18 protein-coding genes and 6 tRNA genes are annotated in these 25,599 nt (G+C 60.0%); 2 read left to right on the forward strand and 22 right to left on the reverse strand.

Annotation, left to right across the window (positions count from 1 at the left end):
* Nucleotides 1-63: 63 nt before the first annotated feature.
* The 3 genes from DDZ17_RS11080 to DDZ17_RS11090 are packed head-to-tail and all read right to left on the reverse strand — an operon-like array spanning nt 64 to nt 4,472.
* On the reverse strand, nt 64-1,236 hold the full coding sequence (locus DDZ17_RS11080) for a beta-propeller fold lactonase family protein (protein ID WP_157976578.1): 1,173 nt from the start codon (nt 1,234-1,236) through the stop codon (nt 64-66).
* Nucleotides 1,199-2,074, reverse strand: coding sequence for a tyrosine-protein phosphatase (locus DDZ17_RS11085; RefSeq protein WP_157976579.1), 876 nt, complete (start codon nt 2,072-2,074; stop codon nt 1,199-1,201). The genes DDZ17_RS11080 and DDZ17_RS11085 overlap by 38 nt, the downstream gene beginning before the upstream one ends.
* Before the next feature lie 25 nt (nt 2,075-2,099).
* Nucleotides 2,100-4,472 carry a TonB-dependent receptor gene (locus tag DDZ17_RS11090; RefSeq protein WP_116366816.1) on the reverse strand — a complete coding sequence of 791 codons (2,373 nt, stop codon included), beginning with the start codon at nt 4,470-4,472 and terminating at the stop codon, nt 2,100-2,102.
* Between the two features lie 366 nt (nt 4,473-4,838).
* On the opposite strand from DDZ17_RS11090, the gene DDZ17_RS11095 reads away from it, so the two are divergent.
* A complete protein-coding gene (locus tag DDZ17_RS11095; RefSeq protein ID WP_116366818.1) occupies nt 4,839-6,254 on the forward strand; it encodes a hypothetical protein in 1,416 nt (471 codons plus the stop codon).
* A gap of 172 nt (nt 6,255-6,426) precedes the next feature.
* Here the strand turns inward: DDZ17_RS11095 and rpoC are convergent, their stop codons facing one another.
* From rpoC to DDZ17_RS11160, 13 genes are all read right to left on the reverse strand, one after another.
* On the reverse strand, nt 6,427-10,644 hold the full coding sequence (rpoC, locus tag DDZ17_RS11100; RefSeq protein ID WP_116366819.1) for a DNA-directed RNA polymerase subunit beta': 4,218 nt from the start codon (nt 10,642-10,644) through the stop codon (nt 6,427-6,429).
* Between the two features lie 169 nt (nt 10,645-10,813).
* Complete coding sequence (rpoB, locus tag DDZ17_RS11105) at nt 10,814-14,887, reverse strand: DNA-directed RNA polymerase subunit beta (RefSeq protein WP_116366821.1); 4,074 nt, start codon at nt 14,885-14,887, stop codon at nt 10,814-10,816.
* Between the two features lie 212 nt (nt 14,888-15,099).
* Nucleotides 15,100-15,480 carry a 50S ribosomal protein L7/L12 gene (gene rplL, locus DDZ17_RS11110; RefSeq protein WP_116366823.1) on the reverse strand — a complete coding sequence of 127 codons (381 nt, stop codon included), beginning with the start codon at nt 15,478-15,480 and terminating at the stop codon, nt 15,100-15,102.
* Between the two features lie 64 nt (nt 15,481-15,544).
* The gene (rplJ, locus tag DDZ17_RS11115; RefSeq protein WP_116366825.1) at nt 15,545-16,072 is read right to left on the reverse strand and encodes a 50S ribosomal protein L10; all 528 of its coding nucleotides are present in this window, start codon (nt 16,070-16,072) and stop codon (nt 15,545-15,547) included.
* 365 nt (nt 16,073-16,437) lie between these two features.
* On the reverse strand, nt 16,438-17,133 hold the full coding sequence (gene rplA, locus DDZ17_RS11120) for a 50S ribosomal protein L1 (RefSeq protein ID WP_116366827.1): 696 nt from the start codon (nt 17,131-17,133) through the stop codon (nt 16,438-16,440).
* The gene (gene rplK, locus DDZ17_RS11125; protein WP_116366829.1) at nt 17,133-17,567 is read right to left on the reverse strand and encodes a 50S ribosomal protein L11; all 435 of its coding nucleotides are present in this window, start codon (nt 17,565-17,567) and stop codon (nt 17,133-17,135) included. Before rplK ends, rplA begins: the two co-directional genes overlap by 1 nt.
* 121 nt (nt 17,568-17,688) lie before the next feature.
* Nucleotides 17,689-18,222 carry a transcription termination/antitermination protein NusG gene (gene nusG / locus DDZ17_RS11130; protein WP_116366830.1) on the reverse strand — a complete coding sequence of 178 codons (534 nt, stop codon included), beginning with the start codon at nt 18,220-18,222 and terminating at the stop codon, nt 17,689-17,691.
* Between the two features lie 21 nt (nt 18,223-18,243).
* Entirely contained in the window at nt 18,244-18,606 is a 363-nt protein-coding gene (gene secE, locus DDZ17_RS11135; RefSeq protein WP_116366832.1) for a preprotein translocase subunit SecE, read from the reverse strand.
* Between the two features lie 52 nt (nt 18,607-18,658).
* Nucleotides 18,659-18,734 (reverse strand) — tRNA-Trp (locus tag DDZ17_RS11140).
* A 107-nt stretch (nt 18,735-18,841) separates the two neighbouring features.
* The gene (tuf, locus tag DDZ17_RS11145) at nt 18,842-20,065 is read right to left on the reverse strand and encodes an elongation factor Tu (protein WP_116366783.1); all 1,224 of its coding nucleotides are present in this window, start codon (nt 20,063-20,065) and stop codon (nt 18,842-18,844) included.
* A gap of 94 nt (nt 20,066-20,159) precedes the next feature.
* Nucleotides 20,160-20,235 (reverse strand) — tRNA-Thr (locus DDZ17_RS11150).
* 14 nt (nt 20,236-20,249) lie between these two features.
* Nucleotides 20,250-20,323: transfer RNA gene (locus DDZ17_RS11155), tRNA-Gly, on the reverse strand.
* A 115-nt stretch (nt 20,324-20,438) separates the two neighbouring features.
* Nucleotides 20,439-20,522, reverse strand: a tRNA-Tyr gene (locus DDZ17_RS11160).
* A 220-nt stretch (nt 20,523-20,742) separates the two neighbouring features.
* Between DDZ17_RS11160 and DDZ17_RS11165 the strand changes: the two genes are divergently transcribed.
* The gene (locus DDZ17_RS11165) at nt 20,743-21,471 is read left to right on the forward strand and encodes a YrbL family protein (RefSeq protein ID WP_157976580.1); all 729 of its coding nucleotides are present in this window, start codon (nt 20,743-20,745) and stop codon (nt 21,469-21,471) included.
* Here DDZ17_RS11165 and DDZ17_RS11170 read toward each other — a convergent pair.
* The 6 genes from DDZ17_RS11170 to birA form a co-directional block, all read right to left on the reverse strand.
* On the reverse strand, nt 21,410-22,204 hold the full coding sequence (locus DDZ17_RS11170) for an enoyl-CoA hydratase (RefSeq protein ID WP_116366836.1): 795 nt from the start codon (nt 22,202-22,204) through the stop codon (nt 21,410-21,412). The genes DDZ17_RS11165 and DDZ17_RS11170 overlap by 62 nt on opposite strands.
* A gap of 159 nt (nt 22,205-22,363) precedes the next feature.
* Nucleotides 22,364-23,164 (reverse strand): phytanoyl-CoA dioxygenase family protein, encoded by an 801-nt coding sequence (locus DDZ17_RS11175; protein ID WP_241505858.1) that lies wholly within the window; start codon nt 23,162-23,164, stop codon nt 22,364-22,366.
* A 250-nt stretch (nt 23,165-23,414) separates the two neighbouring features.
* Nucleotides 23,415-23,490 (reverse strand) — tRNA-Thr (locus DDZ17_RS11180).
* A 120-nt stretch (nt 23,491-23,610) separates the two neighbouring features.
* Nucleotides 23,611-23,686 (reverse strand) — tRNA-Thr (locus DDZ17_RS11185).
* 57 nt (nt 23,687-23,743) lie between these two features.
* On the reverse strand, nt 23,744-24,511 hold the full coding sequence (locus DDZ17_RS11190) for a type III pantothenate kinase (RefSeq protein ID WP_241505859.1): 768 nt from the start codon (nt 24,509-24,511) through the stop codon (nt 23,744-23,746).
* A complete protein-coding gene (gene birA / locus DDZ17_RS11195) occupies nt 24,508-25,488 on the reverse strand; it encodes a bifunctional biotin--[acetyl-CoA-carboxylase] ligase/biotin operon repressor BirA (protein ID WP_116367261.1) in 981 nt (326 codons plus the stop codon). The genes DDZ17_RS11190 and birA overlap by 4 nt, the downstream gene beginning before the upstream one ends.
* Between the last annotated feature and the right edge of the window lie 111 nt (nt 25,489-25,599).

Genomic DNA, 25,599 nt, shown 5'->3' on the forward strand with positions numbered 1-25,599 from the left:
TGCTACCGTACTCACTCAGAATGACTGGCGCCAACTGCCAAGCCGCTCAATCGGCCTGCAATGTCAGAGAGCCGGTGCGGGCAGCTCTACTTGCAGTATTCGATTACCAGAGAATGTTCCTATAAACAGCGTGTCTTTGACTTTGATGCCAACCGTGCCAGCCCCCATCGGAGCGGCCCGATTGTCAAACAGTGTCTTCTTGGCCAACTGCTCAGGCTCCAACTCAATAATAGAGAACGCAATTGGGCAGACCCCGACCTCGGCAGAAGTACAGTGGGCGAAGTCTTCAATGGCTTGTGAACCTACAAACGAAGCCACCAGGAGGGTCTCACCGTCTGCGGACCACTTTATATTGTCGGCTGATTTCACCGGGGTGGAATCAATAACTATCCCGCGTTCTGAATCGATCTTTTTGACCACGTTCTCCCCGGAATAGACCACATACAGTGAGCGGCCATCCTTGCTGGCAGCTATCCCATTGAGCATGAGGCCTTCGCTGCCAGGAACCACCTCAAACCCTGAGCGGCCTGTCCAGCGAAAGACCAGACCTGACGACTCACTGGAATCTGAACCCCATGAGACCTTGCTTGCCATCATTTTTGTGGTGAAAAGCTCACCATCCGCACCGGCAGCCACCGAGTTCAGACTGGCGTTGTCTGGCGCAATTGCACAACCACGCCATAGCAACGATGGTCCATGGTCGGAATTAACCAACTCAAAAAACTCGATGGACTCCCGTCCGCCATGCTGAACAACAAGCAACTGCCAGCGCCCGTCCTTTCTACGTTTCAAGTCTATGCCGTGCGGGCTGAACACCGCCCCTGGGGCCTCGATGCATGAGGGATCTCCCCAATACTCACCCGGCGGCTGAGTACTGTCGCCATCATAGGCAATTCGGCGTTTCTTCTTGTCGAGGTCATAGAAGACAAGTGCTCCGGGGCGCGAGCCATGGTAATCCCCATACTCACTTACCAATAGCCAGCGATTTCCTGGAAGTATCGCCATGTCTTCGGGGTTTGAGAAAAGACACAATGGCGTGGCGTTTTTTACCTTCTCGCAGCTCCCACTAACGGGCTGATCTATGCTGAATGACGCCTCCGTGTCAGCCGAGGCGTTGGCACCTGACACCAATGCCAGAAAACCAGACAAACCCAATAGAAACCTTACCGCCACACCGACAGACACTACCAACCAGGATTCAGTGGCCTTTAAGCAGGGCATGACGGAGGTTTTCAATATCCTTCTCATTCAGCTGGAGCGCTTCTAGAAGATAATTGTCGATGCTTCCGTACCGAGCTTCAATTCCTTCCAGCGCCGCCTGAATGTACGCAGGGTCAGGATTTGCCAGAGCCGGCTGATCAACCAGTTCTTTCGGATAGACTTTGGAATCTATGCTTTCATCCCACGTAACCGGATCGAGGGCGCTTGCCTCATAGTCCTTCAGGATAGTTTCTCGGGGAACGCCCAGCACGCTGAGAATAAGCGCTGCCGCGACACCTGTCCGATCCTTGCCGGCCGTACAATGGAACAGCATCGGCCTTCCCTCCTCAGATAGCAGCGAAGAGAACATGGCACGATAGGAATCGGCGTAACGACTTCCCATTGTGCTGTAATTTTTGATCATTATTTCTCGCCAGTTCACTTCCTTGCCGGCAGACTGTGCATCAAGCAGCTTTTGGAAGGACGAGGAAAGTGCGGTCTTGACTGAATTGTCCTGGCACCCTTCTACCTGATGCGCATTGGTGAGCTCCGGATCGGGTCGCTCCTCACGCTCCGCTGAAGTGCGAAAATCGCAGATGCTCCGAATACCCAATGCAGCGAGTGCTTCCTGCTCAGGCGACGTTAGACCGCTAAGGTTACCTGAGCGATAAAGGACACCTTGGCGGATGACGCGTCCATCGCTGGCCTCATACCCCCCCATATCGCGAAGGTTTCTTCCTGTAATCCCCAATTGAGGTTGAGCTGTGGCGGCGGCATCGTCAACCACATTGTCTGCCACAGCAGATACTGCGATGAGCCATAGCGACACCGGCAGGGCTATCGCCGCGCATCTGCGCTTGAGTGTAAATAACATGACCGAATCTCCCGGGGCTGTTCTTTTAAAACTCATATGCAAGAGAAACCGCCCAGGTACGTGGCATACTATATGCGCCAGTAACGAAGGGCCCTACATTGTAACTATTGCTAAGAACGCGCTTATCGGACAGGTTCTTGCCTTCCAGCGCCACCCTCCAACTACCGTCAAAGGTGGTAAAAGTCGCGATCGCATTCCATGTGCTGAAAGCCTCCTGGAACTGCGAGTCGGCCACCGTACTGGTGAGATCAATTGGCGAGTTGGTATAGGAATCGTCGCGATAGGCGATATCGGCTCCCAGCATAAGATTGCCGAGATTCGACACATCGAATTCGTACATGACACGCGCCTGCGCGGTCCATTGCGGCGAGAACCCCAACGCTGTTGTTTCAGCGATGTCTTCGCCGCCACTTTGATAAGACTTCACCTCGGCATCCAGATAGCCGATATTCGCGCCGATAGTCAGACCATCCACAGGCGGCAACCAGGTCAGCTCAACTTCGGCGCCACTGGTCTCTACTTCACCCACATTTCCTACCTGCGCCTGCAGGTCGGTTTCTGTCAGGACAATTGTTTGTAACTGCTTGTCACTGTAATCGTTATAGAAGGCTTCACCATTAATACGCAAAGAGCCATTCAACCAGGTGCTTTTAACACCGATGGTGTAAGCATCAACCACTTCAGGCTCATAACTATCAGCATCTTGGGAATCACGCTGGAAGCCGCCTGACTTGAAACCCTGCTGGTAAGCGGTATAGAGCATCAGGTCTTCAGCGGCAAACCAGGTCAGACGTGCGCTTGGCGAGAACTGGGACCAGGTATCGTCCCCGCCGGTATTTTCCGGAAACACAACACGAACGGCTTCAGAATTGAATTCCGGCGGCGCAAACTGCGAAGCCCAGTAGGCAAACATGGGACTTTGGGCCGCATTCGCCTCTTGCCCAGGCATGACAGACACAATGGCACTTGAGGGAAAGCCCGCCAGACCTGCGTAGGCAAAGTAAGTTCGATCTACTGTAGCGAGCGTTGTTTCAACCTTTTTGTCCTGGGTGTAGCGCCCCCCAAACGACAGCTGCCACTTCTCTGTAATGTCCCAGTCGATCGTGCCGTAAGCAGAGACGGATTCGAGTTCACGATCGGACACATAGGTGTCCTTGGTTTGCTGTGTGATCGCCCGCAGCCTTGCGTACTGATGTGTAAAAGAGGGCCGTTCCTCCAACCCGTCCAGGTAGTAGAGCCCCATTACAGCGTGTAGATTTTCACCGTTGAAATTAAACTGGAATTCCTGAGAAAGGTCTTCATTTTCGACTGTGTCGTTAATCGTCGTTATAAATTGCTGATTGGAGCCATCAAAATCATAAGGCGTGACAAACTCTGAGCTTCGGCCGGCGGTTACAGATTTGAAGTCCCAACGCTCCGAAAGCTCCCACTGCAGGGTTAAGGAAATGGTGGTGGTATCAATTTTGTATTCGTCAAATCCATCAACAAACTCGCTCGACACCGTATCAATATCAGTGGGCAGAGAAGCGTCATTGGGCGTGTCGACAATGCCTGTGCCAGGGCCCAAAAAGGTGTTGGCGCCACTGATCACAAAGTCGATGCCACTCAACGTATCGGTGTCCACAAATACCCGATTGGGTATGCTCGGAGCCGAGCGATCCCGTGAGTGATCGGCAGAGAGCTTGAGTCGCAAGGAATCGCTGGCATTCCACAAGAGGCTGCCACGAAATGCCTTAACATCTTCACTCCAGTATTCATCACCATTGAAGCTATTGGTTTGAATCCCGTCCCGATCTTTGTATACGGCTGCAAAGCTACCCAGCAAGGTAGAGCCGATAATCGGGCCTGAAATATTGCCTTTGACCTCTTTCATATCGAAGCGGCCAGCGCTCACTTCCACCCTGCCTTCAAGCTCTTCGGTGGGCTCCTTCGAGATGAACTTTATCGCACCGCCAATGGTATTGCGGCCGTAGAGATTGCCCTGGGGACCTTTAAGAACTTCAACGCGCTCTACATCGAAAACATCCAGAAGAGCCCCGGTCGTCTGGTTCAGGTAAACATCGTCTACGTATATGCCAACGCCCTGGTCGAAGCCCACGTCGTTGCCAATGCCGCGAATGAACACTGACACACCGCCTGCAGCCAACCCGCCGGTGGTCGTCAACGTGACATTCGGCGACATGCGCTCAAGATCCAGGATGTTGTCGACTTGTGCGTTTCGCAGCATATCGGCATTGAAGGAGCTCACAGCCATAGGCACGTCCTGGAGGCTCTCCGCACGCTTGCGCGCGGTTACTATGACCTCTTCCAGAACCTGCGCCTGAGCCAGGTCGGAAAATCCGGTAGCAGAAAGGACAGCGAGAGTAAGAAGCGCCTTTACAGGGCGGTTGCTTTGCATGGGACGTTGCTCCACTTATCTATTAATAGTTATTTTCGATAGCCGGATAGAACTTCCGGTCAGAACCATTGCAGTATCTTTACGGCACCAACCGGGGAGAATGGCATTTGGCGCCAAAGTCGTTAGCATTTAAATCCAGGCACTGCCCAGACAGGCAACCTTCAATGCCGTTGTGCTACCCGGTGCGAACGCAAAGGTCAGTGCCATTGAAGCATCTCAACCTATTCCGCCTCTTGGACCCTGCTACGCTTAGGTGAGGACAGATCGGTCCAACAATGAACGCAATAATAAATCCACCAACGAGGTGAAAGCGCCATGCCAATATCCCCGAACAGGCGGTGCAGTTTACGGCCAGCCACGCTTGTAGTGTCGACGATCATCGGTTTTTGCCTGAGCCATGCGCCAGCCAATGCGAATGACTCGCCAGAAGATAAATTGAGCGCCGCCTATGCGAGATTTCTTGACGATCTGGCAAAAGCTGAACGCACACTGGTTGACCCAGAGCACTATCCCCCTGCTGCCAGCGAGCGGGTACTGGCCGACGGCTATCGTTACCTTCTGGCGCACCTGAACCGGGAAATTGAATTCGGTATAAGAGCCGACGCCCGCTTTCCGGAGTTTTTTCGCTCCATGGATATGCTGCGAAAATGGACCGGGGAAAACCCCGATGCCATGTATCTCAAAGCGCCGATTGATGCCACTGGTTACTACGAGGTCGACATTCAGGCGCATGACACCGGCGAATGGCAGAACGGCAGCCGCATCAACGGCCAGAAGGCTCCGAGACTGGCAACCTTCCAGACCATTACTGGCGTTCCGGGATACAGTGGAGAATTGGCCGAGATGGCGAATTGCCAAAACCAAACTCTGGATTTCGTTAATAGCTTCACGCTCAAGGCTAACGCCAATGGAAACTATCAGCTCCTCATAGGGCCTGAGAAGCCGGAGGGTTATAGCGGCAATTTCCTCTATTCGCGCAAGTCGATGACCTGCAAAGGAACCGGGCAAACACAGGTGGTTGACGCCACCAGCCTTTCCGTCAGGGAAGTGTTTTCCGACTGGGACAATGAGCAGCCACTGACGCTATCGATTCGGCGGCGTGATACCGAGGGTCTGAACCGCCCCCCGATGGACGCCGACAACGTCGCCGATTTGTTGGCGTCGCTCGGCACACGTGTGGCCAACCAGATACGATTCTGGAATCTGTTGATGGCGTTCCCGATGGAGATGACGCAAGACAGCAATGGTGATGGTAAACGCGCACTGCCGGTAAACGGCATCAATCAACCCGCCCCACCCTTTACCGCAGGCGGGGTTGCCGGAGCCCAGCAAATCTATGCCTCTGGCATTTTCGAGCTTGAAGAGGGCCAGGCACTTGTCATTGAGATGGAAACGCCTGTCGAGCCCTACTACATCGGTTTTCAGCTCAACAACCTATGGATGGAAGGGCCGGATCAACAAAACTATGTCAGCAGCCTATCCGGGGCGCAGAACCCACCAATCGCTGACGGCCGGCGATTCTATATCCTATCGGGACGAGATCCCGGCGTGCAGGGATGGGTAGACACCACCGGATTGACCAAGGGGTTCCATGCCATGCGTTTTGTATTCAAGCAAGACCCGTCGCCCGAACAGCTCCCAAGAATGAAAACCTACCTGGTCGATCTTGATCAGCTGCAGTCAGTACTGCCGGACAACTACCCGACCGTCAGCAAAGAGACGAGGCGGCAGCAGGTGGCCCGACGTCAGGCACATATTAAAATGCGCTGGCGTAACTACTAAGAACCTGACCACACGGATTATCTTGCCGATATCCGAGCCGCACCACCAAGCCAGCCGGCTACATAGCAACCCCTGCTGGAATAACGCCAGCTACTGCACTAAGCGGCAATAACAACGCACAAAAAAGGGGCGAGAATCACTCCTCGCCCCTTCCCGGGTAGCAATCGACGAATCAATCGTCGGCCTGCAGGGCCTCGGTCAGCGCCGCTTCGATCTCCTGGGCAGACACGCTCATTTCCACTTCACCGTCACGCTTACGCTTGCGCTCTTCGTGATAGGCAAGGCCGGTACCGGCCGGGATCAGGCGACCCACCACCACGTTCTCCTTGAGACCGCGCAGGTAGTCGCGCTTGCCGGTCACCGCCGCTTCGGTCAGTACGCGGGTGGTCTCCTGGAAGGAGGCCGCGGAGATGAAGCTCTCGGTGGCCAGCGAGGCCTTGGTGATACCCAGTAGTTCGCGCTCGGCGGTGGCGGGCACCAGGCCTTCGGCCAGCAGGCGCTCGTTTTCTTCGAGGAAGGTGGTGAATTCCACCTGCTCGCCCTTGATCAGGGTGGAGTCGCCGCTGGAGGTAATGATCACCTTGCGCAGCATCTGGCGAACAATCACCTCGATGTGCTTGTCGTTGATCTTCACACCCTGCAGGCGGTAAACCTCCTGGATCTCGTTGACGATGTACTTGGCCAGTTCCTCGATGCCCTTCAGGCGCAGGATGTCGTGGGGGCTGTGCGGGCCCTCGGACACGATTTCACCCTTCTCTACCTGCTCGCCCTCGAACACGGAGAGGTTACGCCACTTGGGAATCAGCGCCTCGTAGTGGTCGGAGCCATCCGCCAGCGGCTTGCCGTCGGTGGGGGTAATCACCAGGCGGCGCTTGCCTTTGGTTTCCTTACCGAAGCTCACGGTGCCGGTGATTTCCGCCAGAATGGCAGGCTCTTTCGGCTTGCGCGCTTCGAACAGGTCGGCAACACGCGGCAGACCACCGGTGATGTCCCGGGTTTTGGAGCCTTCCTGGGGGATACGGGCCAGTACGTCACCCACTTCCACCTTGGCGCCGTCTTCCAGGTTCACCAGTGCGTGGGGCGGCAGGAAGTAGTGCGCCGGCACGTTGGTGTTGGGCAGGCACAGTTCCTTGCCGTTCTCATCCACCAGGGTTACCGCCGGACGCACGTCTTTGCCCGCCACCGGGCGCTCGCCCACTTCCATCACTTCAATGGAGGACAGGCCGGTCAGTTCGTCGGTCTGGCGACGGATGGTCACACCTTCGTCCATGGCGGAGAACTTGGCGATACCCGCCAGCTCGGTCACGATGGGGTGGGTGTGAGGATCCCAGTTGGCCACCACGTCACCGGCAGACACCGCCGCGTGGTCCTGCACGCGGATCACCGCGCCGTAGGGCAGCTTGTAGCGCTCGCGCTCGCGGCCCATTTTGTCCAGTACCGACAGTTCACCGGAACGGGATACGGTGATCAGGGAGCCGTCGGTGCGGTCCACCACCTTCACGTTGTGCAGACGCACGGTACCGTCGTTCATTACCTGGATGTTGTCCTGGGCGGTAGCCCGGGACGCCGCACCACCAATGTGGAAGGTCCGCATGGTCAGCTGGGTACCCGGCTCACCGATGGACTGGGCCGCCACAACGCCGATGGACTCGCCCATGTTGACCTTGTGGCCACGGGCCAGGTCGCGGCCGTAGCAGGTGGAACAGATGCCGTGGCGGGTTTCACAGGTGATCGGCGAGCGCACTTCAATCTCGTCGATACCCATTTCTTCCAGGCGGGTCACCCACAGCTCGTCCAGCATGGTGCCGGCGGTAATGGCGATCTCGTCATCGCTGCCGGGCTTGAGTACGTCCTTGGCCACGATGCGGCCCAGTACGCGATCGCCCAGCGATTCGATGATGTCGCCACCGTCGATCACCGGTGCCATCAGCAGGCCGTAATCGGTGCCACAGTCGTCTTCGGTGACCACCAGATCCTGGGCCACGTCCACCAGACGACGGGTCAGGTAACCGGAGTTCGCGGTTTTCAGTGCGGTATCCGCCAGACCCTTACGGGCACCGTGGGTGGAGATGAAGTACTGCAGTACGTTCAGACCTTCACGGAAGTTCGCCACAATCGGCGTTTCGATGATGGAACCGTCGGGCTTGGCCATCAGGCCGCGCATACCGGCCAGCTGACGAATCTGGGCGGGTGAACCCCGGGCACCGGAGTCGGCGTAGATGTACACCGAGTTGAAGGAGGCCTGCTCCTCTTCCTCGCCGTCGCGGTTGATCACGCTCTCCTTGGACAGGCCTTCCATCATTGCCTTGGAGACCAGGTCGTTGGCGCGGGACCAGATGTCGATCACCTTGTTGTACTTCTCACCATGGGTCACCAGACCGGAGGCGAACTGGTCTTCGATCTCCTTCACCTCGGCTTCGGCGTGATCGATGATCTCCGCCTTGGCGGCAGGAATCTCGAAGTCGTTCACGCCAATGGAGGAACCGGAGCGGGTGGAATACTCGTAACCGGTGTACATCAGCTGGTCGGCAAAGATCACCGTCGCCTTCAGGCCCACCACGCGGTAGCACTGGTTGATGATGCGGGAGATGGCTTTCTTGGCCATGTCCTGGTTGACCATGTCGTAGCCAATGCCACGGGGCACGATTTCCCACAGCAGGGCGCGGCCCACGGTGGTGTCGGCCAGGAAGGTGCGCTCCTGCATGTCGCCGTCTTCAGTGACAACGGCTTCGGAAATACGCACTTTCACCCGCGCCTGCAGGTGGACGTGGCCGGCCTTGTAGGCGCGGTGTACTTCCGACACGTTGGCAAAGGCCATGCCCTCGCCCTTGGCGTTGATGCGCTCGCGGGTCATGTAATACAGACCCAGCACCACGTCCTGGGAGGGCACGATGATCGGCTCGCCGTTGGCCGGCGACAGAATGTTGTTGGTGGACATCATCAGGGCGCGCGCTTCCAACTGGGCTTCCAGGGTCAGCGGTACGTGTACCGCCATCTGGTCGCCGTCGAAGTCCGCGTTGTAGGCAGCACACACCAGCGGGTGCAGCTGAATGGCCTTACCTTCAATCAGCACCGGCTCGAAGGCCTGAATGCCCAGGCGGTGCAGGGTCGGGGCACGGTTCAGCAGCACCGGGTGCTCGCGGATCACCTCGGCGAGGATGTCCCACACTTCCGGCGGCTCGCGCTCGACCATTTTCTTGGCGGCCTTGATAGTGGTCGCCAGGCCACGTGCTTCCAGCTTGCCGAAGATGAAGGGCTTGAACAGCTCCAGGGCCATCTTCTTAGGCAGGCCGCACTGGTGCAGGCGCAGGGTCGGGCCCACCACGATCACCGAACGACCGGAGTAGTCCACCCGCTTGCCCAGCAGGTTCTGGCGGAAACGGCCCTGCTTGCCCTTGATCATGTCGGCCAGGGATTTGAGCGGGCGCTTGTTGGAGCCAGTGATGGCACGGCCGCGACGGCCGTTGTCCAGCAGCGCGTCCACGGACTCCTGCAGCATACGCTTTTCGTTGCGCACGATAATGTCCGGGGCGTTCAAATCCAGCAGCCGCTTCAGGCGGTTGTTGCGGTTGATCACCCGGCGGTACAGGTCGTTCAGGTCGGAGGTCGCAAAGCGGCCGCCGTCCAGCGGCACCAGCGGACGCAGGTCCGGCGGCAGTACCGGCAGGGCGTTCATCACCATCCACTCGGGCTTGTTGCCGGAGCTGGCGAAAGCTTCCATCAGCTTCAGGCGCTTGGACAGCTTCTTGATCTTGGTTTCACTGTTGGTGGCCGGGATCTCCTCGCGCAGGCGGGCAATCTCCTGGGGCAGGTCGAGCTGGCTCATCAGGTCCTGCACAGCCTCGGCGCCCATCTTGGCGGTGAACTCATCGCCAAACTCTTCCATGGACTCGTAGTACTGCTCGTCGGACAGCAGCTGGCCGAGTTCCAGGGTGGTCATGCCCGGGTCGGTGACCACGTAGCTTTCAAAGTACAGCACGCGCTCGATGTCGCGCAGGGTCATGTCCAGCAACAGGCCGATACGGGACGGCAGCGACTTCAGGAACCAGATGTGGGCAACCGGCGAGGCCAGCTCGATGTGGCCCATGCGCTCGCGGCGCACTTTCGCCAGCGCCACTTCCACGCCGCACTTCTCGCAGATGACACCGCGGTGCTTGAGGCGCTTGTACTTGCCACACAGGCACTCGTAGTCCTTCACCGGGCCAAAGATCTTGGCGCAGAACAGGCCGTCACGCTCCGGCTTGAAGGTACGGTAGTTGATGGTTTCCGGCTTTTTGACTTCGCCAAATGACCAGGAGCGAATCATCTCCGGGGACGCCAGGCCAATGCGAATGGCGTCAAATTCTTCTGACTGTCCCTGGGACTTCAGCAGATTAAGTAAGTCTTTCAAGGTCTTTCCTCCGCGAGGTTTTCCTTCGGGCGGGTGGCTGGGCCACCCTGCCGTTGAGTCCAAATTCTGTTGGTGTTTCCTGTGTCATCCCTGCGCAGGCCGTGGTGCGCCATTGCGGGATCCATTTTTACAATGGGCCCCCGCGCGCGGGGGCGACGTCAGTGTTTCGTCACTCGTGCTCCAGTTCGATATCGATACCGAGGGAACGAATTTCCTTAACCAACACGTTGAAGGACTCGGGCATGCCCGGCTCCATACGATGGTCACCATCGACAATGTTCTTGTACATCTTGGTCCGGCCGGCCACGTCGTCCGATTTCACCGTCAGCATTTCCTGCAGGGTGTAAGCGGCGCCGTAGGCTTCCAGTGCCCACACTTCCATCTCACCGAAGCGCTGGCCACCGAACTGGGCCTTGCCGCCCAGCGGCTGCTGGGTCACCAGGCTGTAGGAGCCGGTGGAACGGGCGTGCATCTTGTCGTCCACCAGGTGGTTCAGCTTCAGCATGTACATGTAGCCCACGGTCACCGGGCGATCAAACGCTTCGCCGGTACGGCCGTCGTGCAGGGTGAACTGGCCGGATTCCGGCAGGTCCGCCAGGGCCAGCAGTTCCTTGATGGACTCTTCCGCCGCGCCGTCGAACACTGGGGTTGCCATCGGCACGCCGCCGCGCAGGTTATTGGCCAGCTCCAGCACCTCCTCGTCGGACAGGGACTTCAGGTCCTCCACCCGGCCGGCGCCGTTGTTGTAGATGGCTTCCAGGAACTTGCGCACCTCGGCCACCTTGCGCTGCTCGGCAATCATCTGGTCGATTTTCACGCCCAGACCTTTGGCCGCCATGCCCAGGTGGGTTTCCAGAATCTGGCCCACGTTCATCCGCGACGGTACACCCAGCGGGTTGAGCACGATGTCCACAGGCTCGCCGTTCTCGTCGTAAGGCATGTCCTCCACCGGCATGATCACCGAGATCACACCCTTGTTACCGTGGCGGCCCGCCATCTTGTCGCCCGGCTGGATGCGACGCTTGATGGCCAGGTAGACCTTGACGATTTTCAGTACGCCGGGCGCCAGGTCGTCGCCGGACTGCAGCTTGCGCTTTTTATCTTCAAAGCGCTCTTCCAGCAGCTTGTTCTGCTCGTCCAGCTGACGCTTGGCGGAGGCCAGGGCCTCGTTCAGGTCGGCGTCGGCCAGCTTCAGCTTGAACCACTGGTCGCGGTCCAGCTCGCTCAGCACCTTCTCGGTGAGGCTGGTGCCCTTGGTGAGGCCAGCGCCGGAGACGGTCTTCTGGCCCTTGATGAGGTTGCCAAGGCGCGCGAAGGTCGCTTCTTCGAAGATGCGGTACTCTTCTTTCAGGTCCTTGCGGAACTGGTCCAGCTGGTGCTTCTCGATCTGCTGGGCGCGGGCGTCCTTCTCCAGGCCATCGCGGGTGAAGACCTGCACGTCGATCACCGTGCCCTTGGTGCTGGAAGGCACGCGCAGGGAGGTGTCTTTCACATCGGAGGCCTTCTCGCCGAAGATCGCGCGCAGCAGCTTCTCTTCCGGGGTCAGCTGGGTTTCGCCCTTGGGCGTCACTTTGCCCACCAGAATGTCGCCGGCATCCACCTCGGCACCGATGTACACGATGCCGGATTCGTCCAGCTTGGCCAGGGCGCTCTCACCAACGTTGGGAATATCCGCGGAGATCTCCTCCGGCCCCAGCTTGGTATCGCGCGCGATACAGGTCAGTTCCTGAATGTGAATGGTGGTAAAGCGGTCTTCCTTCACGACCTTCTCGGACACCAGGATGGAGTCCTCGAAGTTGTAGCCGTTCCAGGGCATGAAGGCGATGCGCATGTTCTGGCCCAGGGCCAGCTCGCCCATGTCGATGGACGGGCCATCGGCCAGGATGTCACCGCGATCCACCACGTCGCCCTGCTTCACAATCGGGCGCTGGTTGATGCAGGTATTCTGGTTGGAGCGGGTGTACTTGGTCAGGTTGTAGATATCAACCGGCGCCTCGTCCTTGCCCACGTCCTTGTCGTTCACCCGCACCACGATGCGGCTGGCGTCGACGGAGTCGATCACACCCGGGCGACGGGCCACGGCGCACACGCCGGAATCCGCTGCCACGTAGCGCTCCATGCCGGTACCCACCAGCGGCTTGTCGCTCTTAAGGGTCGGCACTGCCTGGCGCTGCATGTTCGAGCCCATCAGGGCGCGGTTGGCGTCATCGTGCTCCAGGAAGGGGATCAGCGCCGCCGCCACAGACACCACCTGCTTGGGTGATACGTCCATGTAGGCCACTTCCACCGCCGGCTTGACGGTGAATTCGTTCATGTGACGCACGTTGATCAGGTCGTCGACAAAGCGGCCCTTGTCATCCAGGGTCGCAGAGGCCTGGGCGATCACAAAACCGGCTTCGTTGATGGCCGACAGGTACTCGATCTCGTCGGTCACCTGGCCATCCACCACCTTGCGGTAGGGCGACTCCAGGAAGCCGTAGTCGTTGGTGCGCGCGTAGGTGGCCAGCGAGTTGATCAGGCCGATGTTCGGACCTTCCGGCGTTTCAATCGGGCACACACGGCCGTAGTGCGTCGGGTGTACGTCGCGCACTTCGAAGCCGGCGCGCTCGCGGGTCAGGCCGCCCGGGCCAAGCGCGGAAACGCGACGCTTGTGGGTCACTTCCGACAGCGGGTTATTCTGGTCCATGAACTGGGACAGCTGGCTGGAGCCGAAGAACTCCTTCACCGCCGCCGATACCGGCTTGGCGTTGATCAGGTCCTGCGGCATCAGGCCTTCGGACTCGGCCATGGACAGGCGCTCTTTCACCGCGCGCTCGACGCGCACCAAGCCCACGCGGAACTGGTTCTCGGCCATCTCGCCCACAGAGCGCACACGGCGGTTACCCAGGTGGTCGATGTCGTCCACCATGCCACGGCCGTTGCGGATGTCTACCAGGGTCTTGAGCACATCGACGATGTCCTCGCGATCCAGTACGCCGGAGCCGGTGACTTCGTCGCGACCCAGGCGGCGGTTGAACTTCATGCGGCCAACGTTAGACAGGTCGTAACGGTCGGTGGAGAAGAACAGGTTCTGGAACAGGTTCTCGGCGGACTCCTTGGTCGGCGGCTCGCCGGGGCGCATCATGCGGTAGATTTCCACCAGCGCTTCCAACTCGTTGCGGGTGCTGTCCAGGCGCAGGGTGTCGGAGATGAAGGGGCCGTAGTCCAGCTCGTTGGTGTAGAGGGTCTCGATGCTCTCGACACCGGCTTCGCGCATTTTGGCGAGCACGTCCGCGCTCAGTTCGGTGTTGCACTCAACCAGCACTTCGCCGGTTTTCTCGTCCACCAGGTTTTTGGCCAGGGCGCGGCCGTAGAGGTATTCCTCCGGCACTTCCAACTCGCTGACGTCGGCTTTTTCCAGCTCGCGAATGTGACGGGCGGTAATCCGGCGGCCCTGCTCAACAATCACTTTCTTACCGGCCTTGATGTCAAAGGCGGCCACGTCACCGCGCAGACGCTCGGGGATCAGGGTGATGCTGTAGTTGCCGTCCTTGTCGACGCGGAAGGTGTTCACGTCGTAGAACATGTCCAGAATTTCTTCGGACTGATAACCCAGCGCGCGCAGCAGAATGGTCGCCGGCAGTTTGCGGCGGCGATCGATACGCACAAAGACCATGTCTTTCGGGTCGAACTCGAAGTCCAGCCAGGAGCCACGGTAGGGAATCACCCGGGCGGAATACAGCAGTTTGCCGGAGGAGTGAGTCTTGCCCTTGTCGTGATCGAAGAAGACACCGGGGGAGCGGTGCAGCTGGGACACGATCACACGCTCGGTACCATTGATGACGAAGGTACCGTTCTCGGTCATCAGGGGGATTTCCCCCATGTAGACTTCCTGCTCCTTGATGTCCTTGATGGTCTTGTTGGAGGAGTCTTTGTCGTAGATGATCAGGCGCACTTTCACGCGCAGGGCGCAGGAGTAGGTCACACCGCGCAGCTGGCACTCATTCACGTCGAAGACGGGCGTGCCCAGGGCGTAATCCACGTATTCCAGCGCCGCATTGCCGCTGTAGCTGACAATCGGGAATACGGATTTGAAGGCGGCGTGCAGCCCATAGTCGCCGCGCTGATCCAGGGGCGTGCCCTGCTGGGTGAACTTCCGGTAGGAATCCAGTTGGATCGCAAGCAGGTAGGGAACGTCCATCACCTTCGACAGTTTGCCGAAGTCCTTGCGAATGCGTTTTTTCTCAGTGTACGAGTAAGCCATCAGTACTCCCCAGCGTGATTAGCCATCCGCCACAGTGGGCGGGTCAACAGCCCCGTTGCGGGCTGCAGTCAGGTCGCGCAGCGCTGTGCTGCCAACCCAGAATCTGAATATCGCCCCAGCGCGCTACCGCTGCCCTGAAGCGGGAAAAGGCCGGCGGGCAAAACGCCCACCAGCCTTGTCCTTGTTTGGCAATTGCCAAACCAATGCCGAGCTTACTTGAGCTCGACGGTGCCGCCGGCTTCTTCCAGCTGCTTCTTGATGTCTTCGGCTTCTTCCTTGGAAGCACCTTCCTTGACGGGGGAAGGAGCGCCGTCGACCAGTGCCTTGGCTTCTTTCAGGCCCAGGCCGGTTACTGCGCGAACAACCTTGATGACGTTCACTTTCTTGTCACCGGCAGAAGCCAGGACTACGTCAAAATCGGTCTTCTCTTCGGCAGCAGCGCCGGCGTCGCCAGCAGCGGCAGCCGGAGCAGCAGCTACGGCTGCCGCCGCAGTTACACCGAACTTCTCTTCCATTGCTTCGATGAGCTCAACGATTTCCATTACGCTCATTTCAGCGATTGCATTCAAAATGTCGTCTTTAGACAGAGCCATGACTCATTTCTCCAATTAGCTGTGAATAAAAAAGTTAGCTGAGTGAAATTCACTCGGCAGCGATTTACGCCGCCTCTTTCTGATCGCGTACTGCTGCCAGCGTGCGAACCAATTTTCCAGGTACTTCGTTCATTGTCTGTACCAGCTTGGTTGCCGGCGCCTTCATGACACTCATCAGCATAGAGAGTGCTTGATCACGCGTAGGCAACTTAGCCAGAACATCCAACTGTTCTGCACCCAGCATTTGGCCGCTCACCGCCAGTGCTTTCACCTCGAACTTGTCGTTCGTTTTGGCGAAGTCCTTAAAGAGTCGAGCCGCTGCACCCGGATCCTCCATGGAGAAACCGAACAGGGACGGACCCACCAGTGCGTCGTTGACACACTCGTAGTCAGTACCTTCCAGAGCGCGCTTGGCCAGTGTGTTCCGCACAACGCGGAGGGTCACTGCATTTTCGCGCGCGCTGGCACGCAGGGCTGTCATCCCGTCCACGGTCACGCCACGTGCATCGGCGATAACCAGGGACAGTGCACTGGTGGCAGTCTCGTTAACTTCAGCTACGATCGCTTTCTTGTCTTCGAGTCCAATTGCCACTGGTATTACTCCTGGATGACTAAGTTAAGCAACGCCAAACCTATGGCACTGCCGCTTTGCGTGGTGAACGTATCCACCATCTGCGTAGGTTTTGAACAGCGCGGGAACAAACCGCCTCCCCGCCTTGATCGCAATTAAGGCGCTGCGTTAAGCTGTGAACAGCGTGCTCGCAACACCACCTACGGTCTTTGATGGCCTTCAGTTCTCAGCTAATCAGGCCCGTCTCTCGACGTGGCCACAGCCTGTTCCAAAGACCTCAAAGTTGACCGGTTGGCACCGCTTGGGCGCCTGGCCGGTCCACTGACTCTCCATCCCTGGAAAGCCTGAGGGGCGCCCCCTTGTGAGGGCCGCCCGATCATTACTGCTTACGCGTCGACGGAAGCGGTGTCGACGGTAACACCCGGGCCCATGGTGGTGGACAGAGTGATTTTCTTCAGGTAAACGCCCTTGGCGGCCGCGGGCTTGGCTTTTTTCAGGTCAGCCAGCACAGCTTCAAGGTTGCCCTTGATGGCATCCAGCTCAAAGCTGATCTTGCCGATGCCGCCGTGGATGATGCCGTTCTTGTCGGTGCGGTAGCGCATCTGACCGGCCTTGGCGTTCTTGACCGCGGTTTCAACGTCCGGGGTCACGGTGCCGGTTTTCGGGTTCGGCATCAGGCCGCGGGGGCCCAGTACCTGACCCAGCTGACCGACAACGCGCATGGCGTCCGGAGAGGCTACAACCACGTCGAAGTCCATCATGCCGCCCTTGATCTGCTCGGCCAGGTCTTCCATGCCAACGAAGTCGGCACCAGCGGCCTGGGCCTTGTCGGCGTTCTCGCCCTGGGTGAACACGGCAACGCGCACATCAGAGCCAGTGCCGAAGGGCAGCGTGGTTGCGCCGCGAACAGCCTGGTCGGATTTACGGGCGTCAACGCCGAGGTTCACGGCCACTTCAACGGTTTCGCTGAATTTGGCGGTGGCGAATTCCTTCAGCAGGCCAACGGCCTCTTCCAGGGAGTACGCCTTGCGCGGATCGACTTTTTCCTTGAATGCGCGTACGCGCTTGGACAGCTTGGCCATCAATTAACCCCCTCTACTTCGATACCGGCGGAACGCGCACTGCCAGCGATGGTGCGCACGGCGGCGTCCATGTCGGCGGCGGTCAGGTCAGGCCACTTCTGGGTGGCAACCTCTTCCAGCTGGGCGCGGGTAACCTTGCCCACTTTGTGGGTGTTGGGAGTACCGGAACCTTTCTTGATCTTGGCGACCTTGCGCAGCAGAACCGCAGCGGGCGGGGTCTTCTTGATGAAGGTGAAGGAACGGTCGCTGTATACGGTGATCACCACCGGAATCGGCAGACCGGGCTCAACGCCCTGAGTCTCGGCGTTGAACGCCTTGCAGAATTCCATGATGTTCACGCCGTGCTGACCCAGCGCCGGGCCCACGGGCGGGCTCGGGTTGGCCTGGCCAGCCGGCACCTGCAGCTTGATATAAGCTTCTACTTTCTTTGCCATGTTGACTCTCCCGGGTGCAAACGCCGTTGTACCTGTCGGTGACTACCGCCCGGTACGCGGGCTCCCCATTGTGGCGACCTGGGCCGCCGGTTTACATCAGAAGACGCTAACGCTTTAAGCCCTAGGCCTTCTCGACTTGACTGAACTCCAGCTCCACCGGGGTGGAACGACCAAAGATCAGCACCGCCACATTGAGGCGGTTTTTCTCGTAGTTGACCTCTTCCACAACGCCATTGAAGTCGTTGAAGGGGCCATCGATAACACGCACCATCTCGCCCGGCTCGAACAGCGTCTTGGGACGCGGCGCTTCCACGCCCTGCTCCACGCGCTGCAAAATGGCAGCGGCCTCGGCTTCGGTGATTGGCGCCGGCGCATCCGCCTTGCCGCCAATAAAGCCCATCACCCGGGGAGTTTCCTTCACCAGGTGCCAGGTGTCATCGTCCAGCTCCATCTGCACCAGCACATAGCCGGGGAAGAACTTGCGCTCGCTTTTGCGCTTCTGGCCGGCACGCATCTCCACCACTTCTTCGGTGGGAACCAGCACTTCACCGAAACGGTCCTGCATGCTGTGAAGCTCAATTCGCTCCTTCAGCGCAGACGCCACTTTCTTCTCGTAGCCTGAATAGGCGTGAACCACGTACCAACGCATTGCCATCGGCTAAGCCTTCCCGTCTCGCTATCCAATCGCCAGCGACACCAGCCAGCCCAGCAGGGAATCAAGCCCCCAGAGCATCAGTGCCACTACAACGACAAAAATGACCACAATCATGGTGGTCTGCACTGTCTCCTGGCGAGTGGGCCAGACGACTTTGCGAATTTCGGTTCGCGATCCCTTGACCAGTGACCAGAACGCCGCGCCCTTGGCGGTTTGCAGCGCCACAAAGCCGGCTACCGCCGCCAGCGCCACCAGTGCCAGCACCCGGTACAGCAGCGACTCGCCAGAGAAATAGCTGTTGCCGACCACGCCCACAGCCAGCAGGGCGAAGACGACAATCCACTTCAGCGCGTCAAAGCGGCTTGCGGTGGTTTCCACACTCATCAAACAATCCTATCTGTGGGCTGCCGCGCACTGGCGGCGCCCCCTGCCATAATGGCAGGCCAGGAGGGAATCGAACCCCCAACCTGCGGTTTTGGAGACCGCTGCTCTGCCAATTGAGCTACTGGCCTAAAACTGAACCTTTTTCAATTTCAGACAACGAAGCCGAACTGCCTGCTCAGCGGTTCGGCTTGGTTGCAAAACGGGGCGGGCCCTGGGCCCACCCCTGTATCGAGATTTACTCGATGACTTTGGCGACAACGCCGGCGCCAACGGTGCGGCCGCCTTCGCGAATCGCGAAGCGCAGACCATCTTCCATGGCGATCGGGGCAATCAGGGTAACAACCATCTGGATGTTGTCGCCCGGCATGACCATCTCAACACCTTCGGGCAGCTCGCAGGAGCCGGTCACGTCGGTGGTGCGGAAGTAGAACTGCGGACGGTAGCCCTTGAAGAACGGGGTGTGGCGGCCACCTTCGTCCTTGGACAGTACGTAAACCTCGGCCTCGAACTTGGTGTGCGGCGTCACGGAACCCGGAATCGCCAGTACCTGGCCGCGCTCCACTTCTTCACGCTTGGTGCCACGCAGCAGGATGCCCACGTTCTCGCCCGCACGACCTTCGTCCAGCAGCTTGCGGAACATCTCAACACCGGTGCAGGTGGTCTTCTGGGTGTCTTTGATACCGACGATCTCGATCTCGTCACCCACCTTGATGATGCCACGCTCTACACGACCGGTGACCACGGTGCCGCGGCCGGAGATGGAGAACACGTCTTCTACCGGCATCAGGAAGGCCTGGTCGATGGCGCGCTCGGGCTCCGGAATGTAGCTGTCCAGGGTCTCAACCAGGGTCTTCACGGCGGTGGTGCCCAGGCCATTCTCGTCTTCACCGTTCAGGGCCATCAGGGCAGAGCCGCAGATGATCGGGGTGTCGTCGCCCGGAAATTCGTACTGGTCCAGCAGCTCGCGCAGCTCCATTTCAACCAGTTCTTTCATCTCTTCGTATTCCTCGGAGTCCGCACCGCCGCAGTCTTCTGCCAGCAGGTCGGCCTTGTTCAGGAATACCACGATGTAGGGAACACCCACCTGACGGGACAGCAGGATGTGCTCGCGGGTCTGGGGCATGGGGCCGTCGGTGGCGCCACACACCAGGATCGCGCCGTCCATCTGCGCCGCACCGGTGATCATGTTCTTCACGTAGTCGGCGTGCCCGGGGCAGTCAACGTGTGCGTAGTGACGGCTCGGGGAGTCGTACTCAACGTGGGAGGTCGCGATGGTGATGCCGCGCTCTTTCTCTTCCGGTGCGTTGTCGATACCGTCAAAGGCAACGGCTGAGCCGCCCCAGGTCTCTGAGCACACGCGGGTCAGGGCCGCGGTCAGGGTAGTTTTACCATGGTCAACGTGACCAATGGTGCCCACGTTGACGTGGGGCTTACTACGTTCAAACTTTTCCTTTGCCATTACGACGGTCTCCTATCACGGCGGCCTATGCCACGCAGTTGAAACGCACCACTTGTAAACTTGCAGGTTGCACACCCTATAAATAGAAGGGGTGTGGAGCTCATAACCGGATTTGAACCGGTGACCTCTTCCTTACCAAGGAAGTGCTCTACCGACTGAGCTATATGAGCCTTTCACAACCAACTGGAGCGGGTAGCGGGAATCGAACCCGCATCATCAGCTTGGAAGGCTGAGGTTCTACCATTGAACTATACCCGCCACACTTCCCAACGAGCCGGCAAAATCCGACCCTGCCGCGCGCTGCGCGGACTTCCAAGCCACTTTGAAATCACTCAAACCGCCAGGCGCTTTGGATTGATTTCAATCACAATCTTGGTGGAGGGGGGTGGATTCGAACCACCGAAGCTTTCGCGTCAGATTTACAGTCTGATCCCTTTGGCCACTCGGGAACCCCTCCCAGAAGGCGGCATATTGTCCAGACGCCGCCCAGCCTTGTCAACCAATTAATACCCCTGAATTCGCTGCAGGCCGGCGACAGGAAAATCCCGCAAAAACAAGGCTTCCGGCAGCGCTGCAACCGGGGGTCGGCGACGCGGGCGGCATTATTCACACCAGCACCGGGGCGCGTCAACCTATAATCGTCCCTGAACGAAGGAATTTGGCTGTTTGGAGTTCAATTGCTGCATCTTGACGACGATCTGCTCATTGGAAGAGGACTGCACCGCGCCTGCTACCGGCATCCGCGGGATCCAGCGCTGTGCATAAAGGTTGTACACAATGGCGACCAGACTGAATCCCAGCGCGAGCAGGCCTATTACCGCCACCTCCAGGGGCGGCTGACAGACTGGTCCCTGCTGCCCCGGTTTCACGGCGTCTGCACCACTGACCGTGGGCCTGGCGCCGTGTTTGACCGCGTGCGGGATGCTGATGGCAGCACCTCGGTGTCACTGGAGGCCTGCCTGACCACCCCCGCCACGCTGGATCGCTACCGCCAGGCCCTGCCAGCGGCACTGGCGCAGCTGCGCGCCTACCTGCTGCGCCACGGCGTGCTGACCATGACCATCAAGCCGCGCAATATCGCTTTGCAGCGCAGTGACAACGGCAGCGCCCTGCGCTGCGTGATCTTCGACAATATAGGCTGCGCCGACTGGATTCCCCTGGCGCTGTATTCCCGGCGCTTTGCCCGGCGCAAGATCCTGCGCCGCTGGCAGCGTTTTGAAGCCCGATTACTGGCGGAGCATCCAGAGGCCTTTCGCCCCGCCCAGGACAACAGCCGCAGCCCACGCCACACCCCGGCGCCGCTGTTTCACCTGCCCGCGCGCAAGGCAGCGGCAAAAGATACGACTACTGACGCCGCCCGCGCGCCTTCAACTCGGCCAGGCGCTGTTCCATCTCGGCGAAGCTAACGGTGGAGTTATAGGCGCCGGAGCGCTCACCCTCGATTTGCAGCGCGCTACCGAGGTCCATCTCCCAGCCCTCGTTCATCAGGTCGCGGATACGGCGCAGGGCCTCGGGCTGGGTGTCGGCGATATCGCGGGCGGAGGCCAGGGCCTTCTCAACCAGCTCGTCGTCCTTGCAGACACAGTTCACAAGCCCCCAATCCAGGGCTTGCTGGGCACTGAAGTAGTTGCCGGTGAAGCTGATTTCACGGGCCCGGTTGATGCCCACCAGGCGCGGCAATTTTTGCGATAAGCCCCAGCCCGGCACCAGCCCGACCCGGGCGTGGGTGTCGGCAAAGCGGGCGGACTCGGCGGCGTAGAGATAGTCGCAGGCCAGGGCCAGTTCGAAGCCACCGGTCACCGCAAAGCCGTTGATGGCACCGATAATTGGCTTGCTGCAGTCAGACAGTGCCCGCACCAGCGGCGCATCGGTGCCAAGGTTATCGGCATTCATCGACTTGCCACCATCCGCCCCCATCTCCTTGAGATCCACCCCGGCGGTGAAGGCCTTGCCCTTGCCGGTGAGCACAATGGCTCGCACGGCATCATCGGCGGACAGCGCGGTGAAGGCGTCGATAATCGCCGCGGTCATCGCGTGGGACAGGGCGTTGTAGGCCTGGGGCCGGTTCAGGGTGACCAGGGCAACGCTGTCGCTGATGTCCACCAGCACCAGTTGGTCTGTTGATACGTCTGCCGTCATAGGGTTTGCTCCGCCGTTGTTAGGGAATAGTTGTTATGAAGTAAAAGGAAGGTGGCATTGTCACCAAAGGGCCACCGACTGGCCACTATCACATGTGCTACCCGGGCGGGCCAGCATAGCGGCTCTCGCAACAGGCAGCCTCACCACCGGCTGGCCCACTCAGAACAGGTTGGGGTAGCTCCGCCAGTAATATTGATGCTCGCGGCTTTGCCAGTCGCGGTAGATGCTGTCCCAGTCGAGCCCCGGAATGCGCCAGCCGTGGTGGGGCTCCAGGTTGGTGGAGAAGACCGGCGCGCCGAAGTCGCAAAAGCGGGTGTCGACACTGATGCGCACCTTGTCGGCCGCGGTATTGGGCTCGGCTTTGTGCACGGTGGCGGAATGGAAGATCAGCACGTCGCCGCGCTGGTAGTCGGACACGTGCCACTCGGTTTCGTGAGGATAGATTTCGCACTGCACCCCTCCCACGCCCTCGGCCTGGAACACCGGTCGCACGCCGTCGCGATGGGAGCGCGGCAGCACCGTCACCCGCCCCATGGAATCATCCACATCGTGCAGGGCAACCCAGATGCCCGCCATAGTGGGGCCGGCGTGGTGAGAGTAGGCATCCTGGTGGGGCGGGGTCTCGTAGCCAATTTTGCGCGGTGTGGCGATGCGCGCCATTTTCATCGGGTAGACGAAGTGGTCCTCGCCCGCCACCAGGCTCATCAGCCGCGAAAGCTCAGGGCGGTGAAAGAACCCGTGGAAGGCCTCCAGCCGCTGCACCTTGGGGTAGACCTCATCCCACACCGCATCGGTTTCGAAAAACGGCTCGCCATACAGCACCGGCGCGCCGCTGGCGGTGCGTGCAATGTACGGGTGCAGCTTCTCGAGAATGGCATTGAGCAGGGACTGGCAAAGGTCGCCGTCAACGGCCTGGGGGAAGTAAAGATAGCCCAGCGACTGGAACCGTTCGCGCAGCACATCCGGCGATTCGAGGGGGCTTGAAACTGTATAGGGCCTGCGAACGACCGTTCGCGCATCACACTGCGCCAACCCGGCATACCTTTATTAGTAGTACTGCAATGTTATTACTGCAAATATGGCTGCGACTTTCAGTGGCTATTGGCTGACGGCACGCTGGCCACTCTCCCTGATGGAGCCGGGCCGCCTGTTTGCAGCGGGTTATTATGCTGTTGCCGGCATTCCGGCGCGGATGGCAGGTTGTGGAAAATGGAGCTGGCGAGAGGAATCGAACCCCCGACCGGCTGATTACAAATCAGCTGCTCTACCTACTGAGCTACGCCAGCCTTATCTGGCCACTTTCCAGCCCGGACACCCCGGAAAGGCGGGGATAATAGGAGATGCCCCGCACGGATGCAACACAATGGTGCCAACACAGAAGGGTGCCGGAGGATCGTGCCGCAGGATGGTGCCGGAGATAGGAGTCGAACCTACGACCTTCGCATTACGAATGCGCTGCTCTACCAACTGAGCTACACCGGCCACGCGCCCCGCGACAGGAGGCGCATTCTAATCCACGGGAGCGCGGATGCAAGGGCTTCAGACGGCCCGCGCCGCCGCCATGCGTTGCAGGCCATCCAGCACCAGATCGGGCGCCAGGGTAGCCGCCTTGGTCAGGCGGGCATGTAGGTGGGCATGCAGGTGGCTATGCAGCCAAGGGCCACCACCGCCGGTCAGCACCAACGCGACAGGTTCGGCGGAGCGCGCCAGCGCCAGCTCGACGGCCCCGGCCTGGGCCAGGGCTATACCGTGGCGCACAGCTTCGGCGGTGGAGCCCCCCGGCGCCAGGCGGTATTCGGCGGGCTCACAGAAACGCACACGGTCGGTATCGAGCAGCAGTGCGCGCTCCATCAGGCCGGGGCCCGGAATGATGTAGCCCCCCTCGTGGCCCCCATCCGCGCCGACAAAATCGATGGTGAGGGCAGAGCCCGCATCCACGACACACAAACGCCCGTCACTCAGCGCCCGGGCACCGAGCATGGCCAGCCAGCGATCCACCCCCAACCGCGCCGGCTCGGCATAGCAGTTGCGCAGGCCCAGGGTTTCGGCCTCGGCTACCGCAAACCAGGGCTGCACGCCCCAGCGCTCCATCAGCATGGCCGCCAGCGCCCGGTTTGGCGCCTCGCCCGCCACGCTGGATACCCAGATGGCCGCCGGAGCCGGCGCACAACCCAGCAGCGCCGCGCGGCTGGCAGCATCGTCCGCCCGGTAGCGGCCGCGCTGGACCACCTCTGCCCCGGCCAGCAGGCGCCACTTGGCGCTGCTGTTGCCCACGTCGAGTTGCAGGCAGGTCTGCGGCAGGCTCACTGCTGCGGCCTCAGCGACAGTTCACCGCCAAACAGGGACTGTATGCCCACGGTGGTTTCCAGTTGCAGGGCACCGCGCTCGTCCACACCCCGGGCCACCCCGGCCATCTGGCGCTCGGCGCCACTGCTGATCACCACCGGCGTATCGGCATAGGCGTCGCGCTGCATCCAGGCATCGCGCCAGGCGGCAAAGCCGGTTTTTTCAAACCCGGCCAGCAGCGGCAGCAGTTCGTTGAGCAGGGCCGCCAGCAGGGCATTGCGCCCCGGGGGCTGCCCGCCGCAGAGGCTGGCGAGGTCTGACCAGGCCTGGTCGATGGCGCCCGCGGCGGCATCCGGCATGCGCACGTTGAGGCCCACCCCCACCACTACCTGGCAGGCGCCGGCCACATCCCCGGCCATTTCCAGCAGGATACCGCCGAGCTTGCCGCCACGGGCGAGCAGATCGTTGGGCCACTTCAGCCGCACGTCGGGCACGCCCAGTTGCTCCAAGGCGCGGGAGGCAGCCACCCCCACGGCCAGGCTCAGGCCCTCCAGGGCAGCGGCCCCCTGGGTAAATTCCCAGGTGAGGGAGAGGTAGATGTTGCGGGCAAAGGGGCTGACCCAGGCTCGGCCCCGACGGCCGCGCCCGGCGGTTTGCTGCTCGGCGGAGCACACCAGGCCACGGGCGGCACCGGCGTCGATGCGCCGCAGCGCCTCGGCGTTGGTGGAATCCAGCGTATCGTGCAATTGCAGTTCGCCCAGCAGCCCCCGCGCCGTTTCCGACAGGCCATCGCGAATACCCGCTTCATCCAGCAATTCCAGGCCACTTGGAATGCGATAGCCCAGCCCGCGCACCGATTCCAGCTCCAGCCCCAGTTCTTCCAGCCGGTTCAGCTGCTTCCACACCGCCGTGCGGCTCACGCCCAGGGCCTCGGCCAGGGCCTGGCCCGAGTGAAACTCGCCGTCGGCCAGCATGGGAAGGATGACGGTTTTGGGCATGGGCAGGTACTCGCAAATCAATCAGGGGCGGATGATAGCAAATGCGCGCCCAGTTCAACCTGCCAGACAGTACGCATGGTGGCGCCCGGCGGCGGCGCCTAGACTGCCAGA

This window comes from Parahaliea mediterranea (genome assembly GCF_003402235.1).
GTDB lineage: Bacteria > Pseudomonadota > Gammaproteobacteria > Pseudomonadales > Halieaceae > Parahaliea > Parahaliea mediterranea.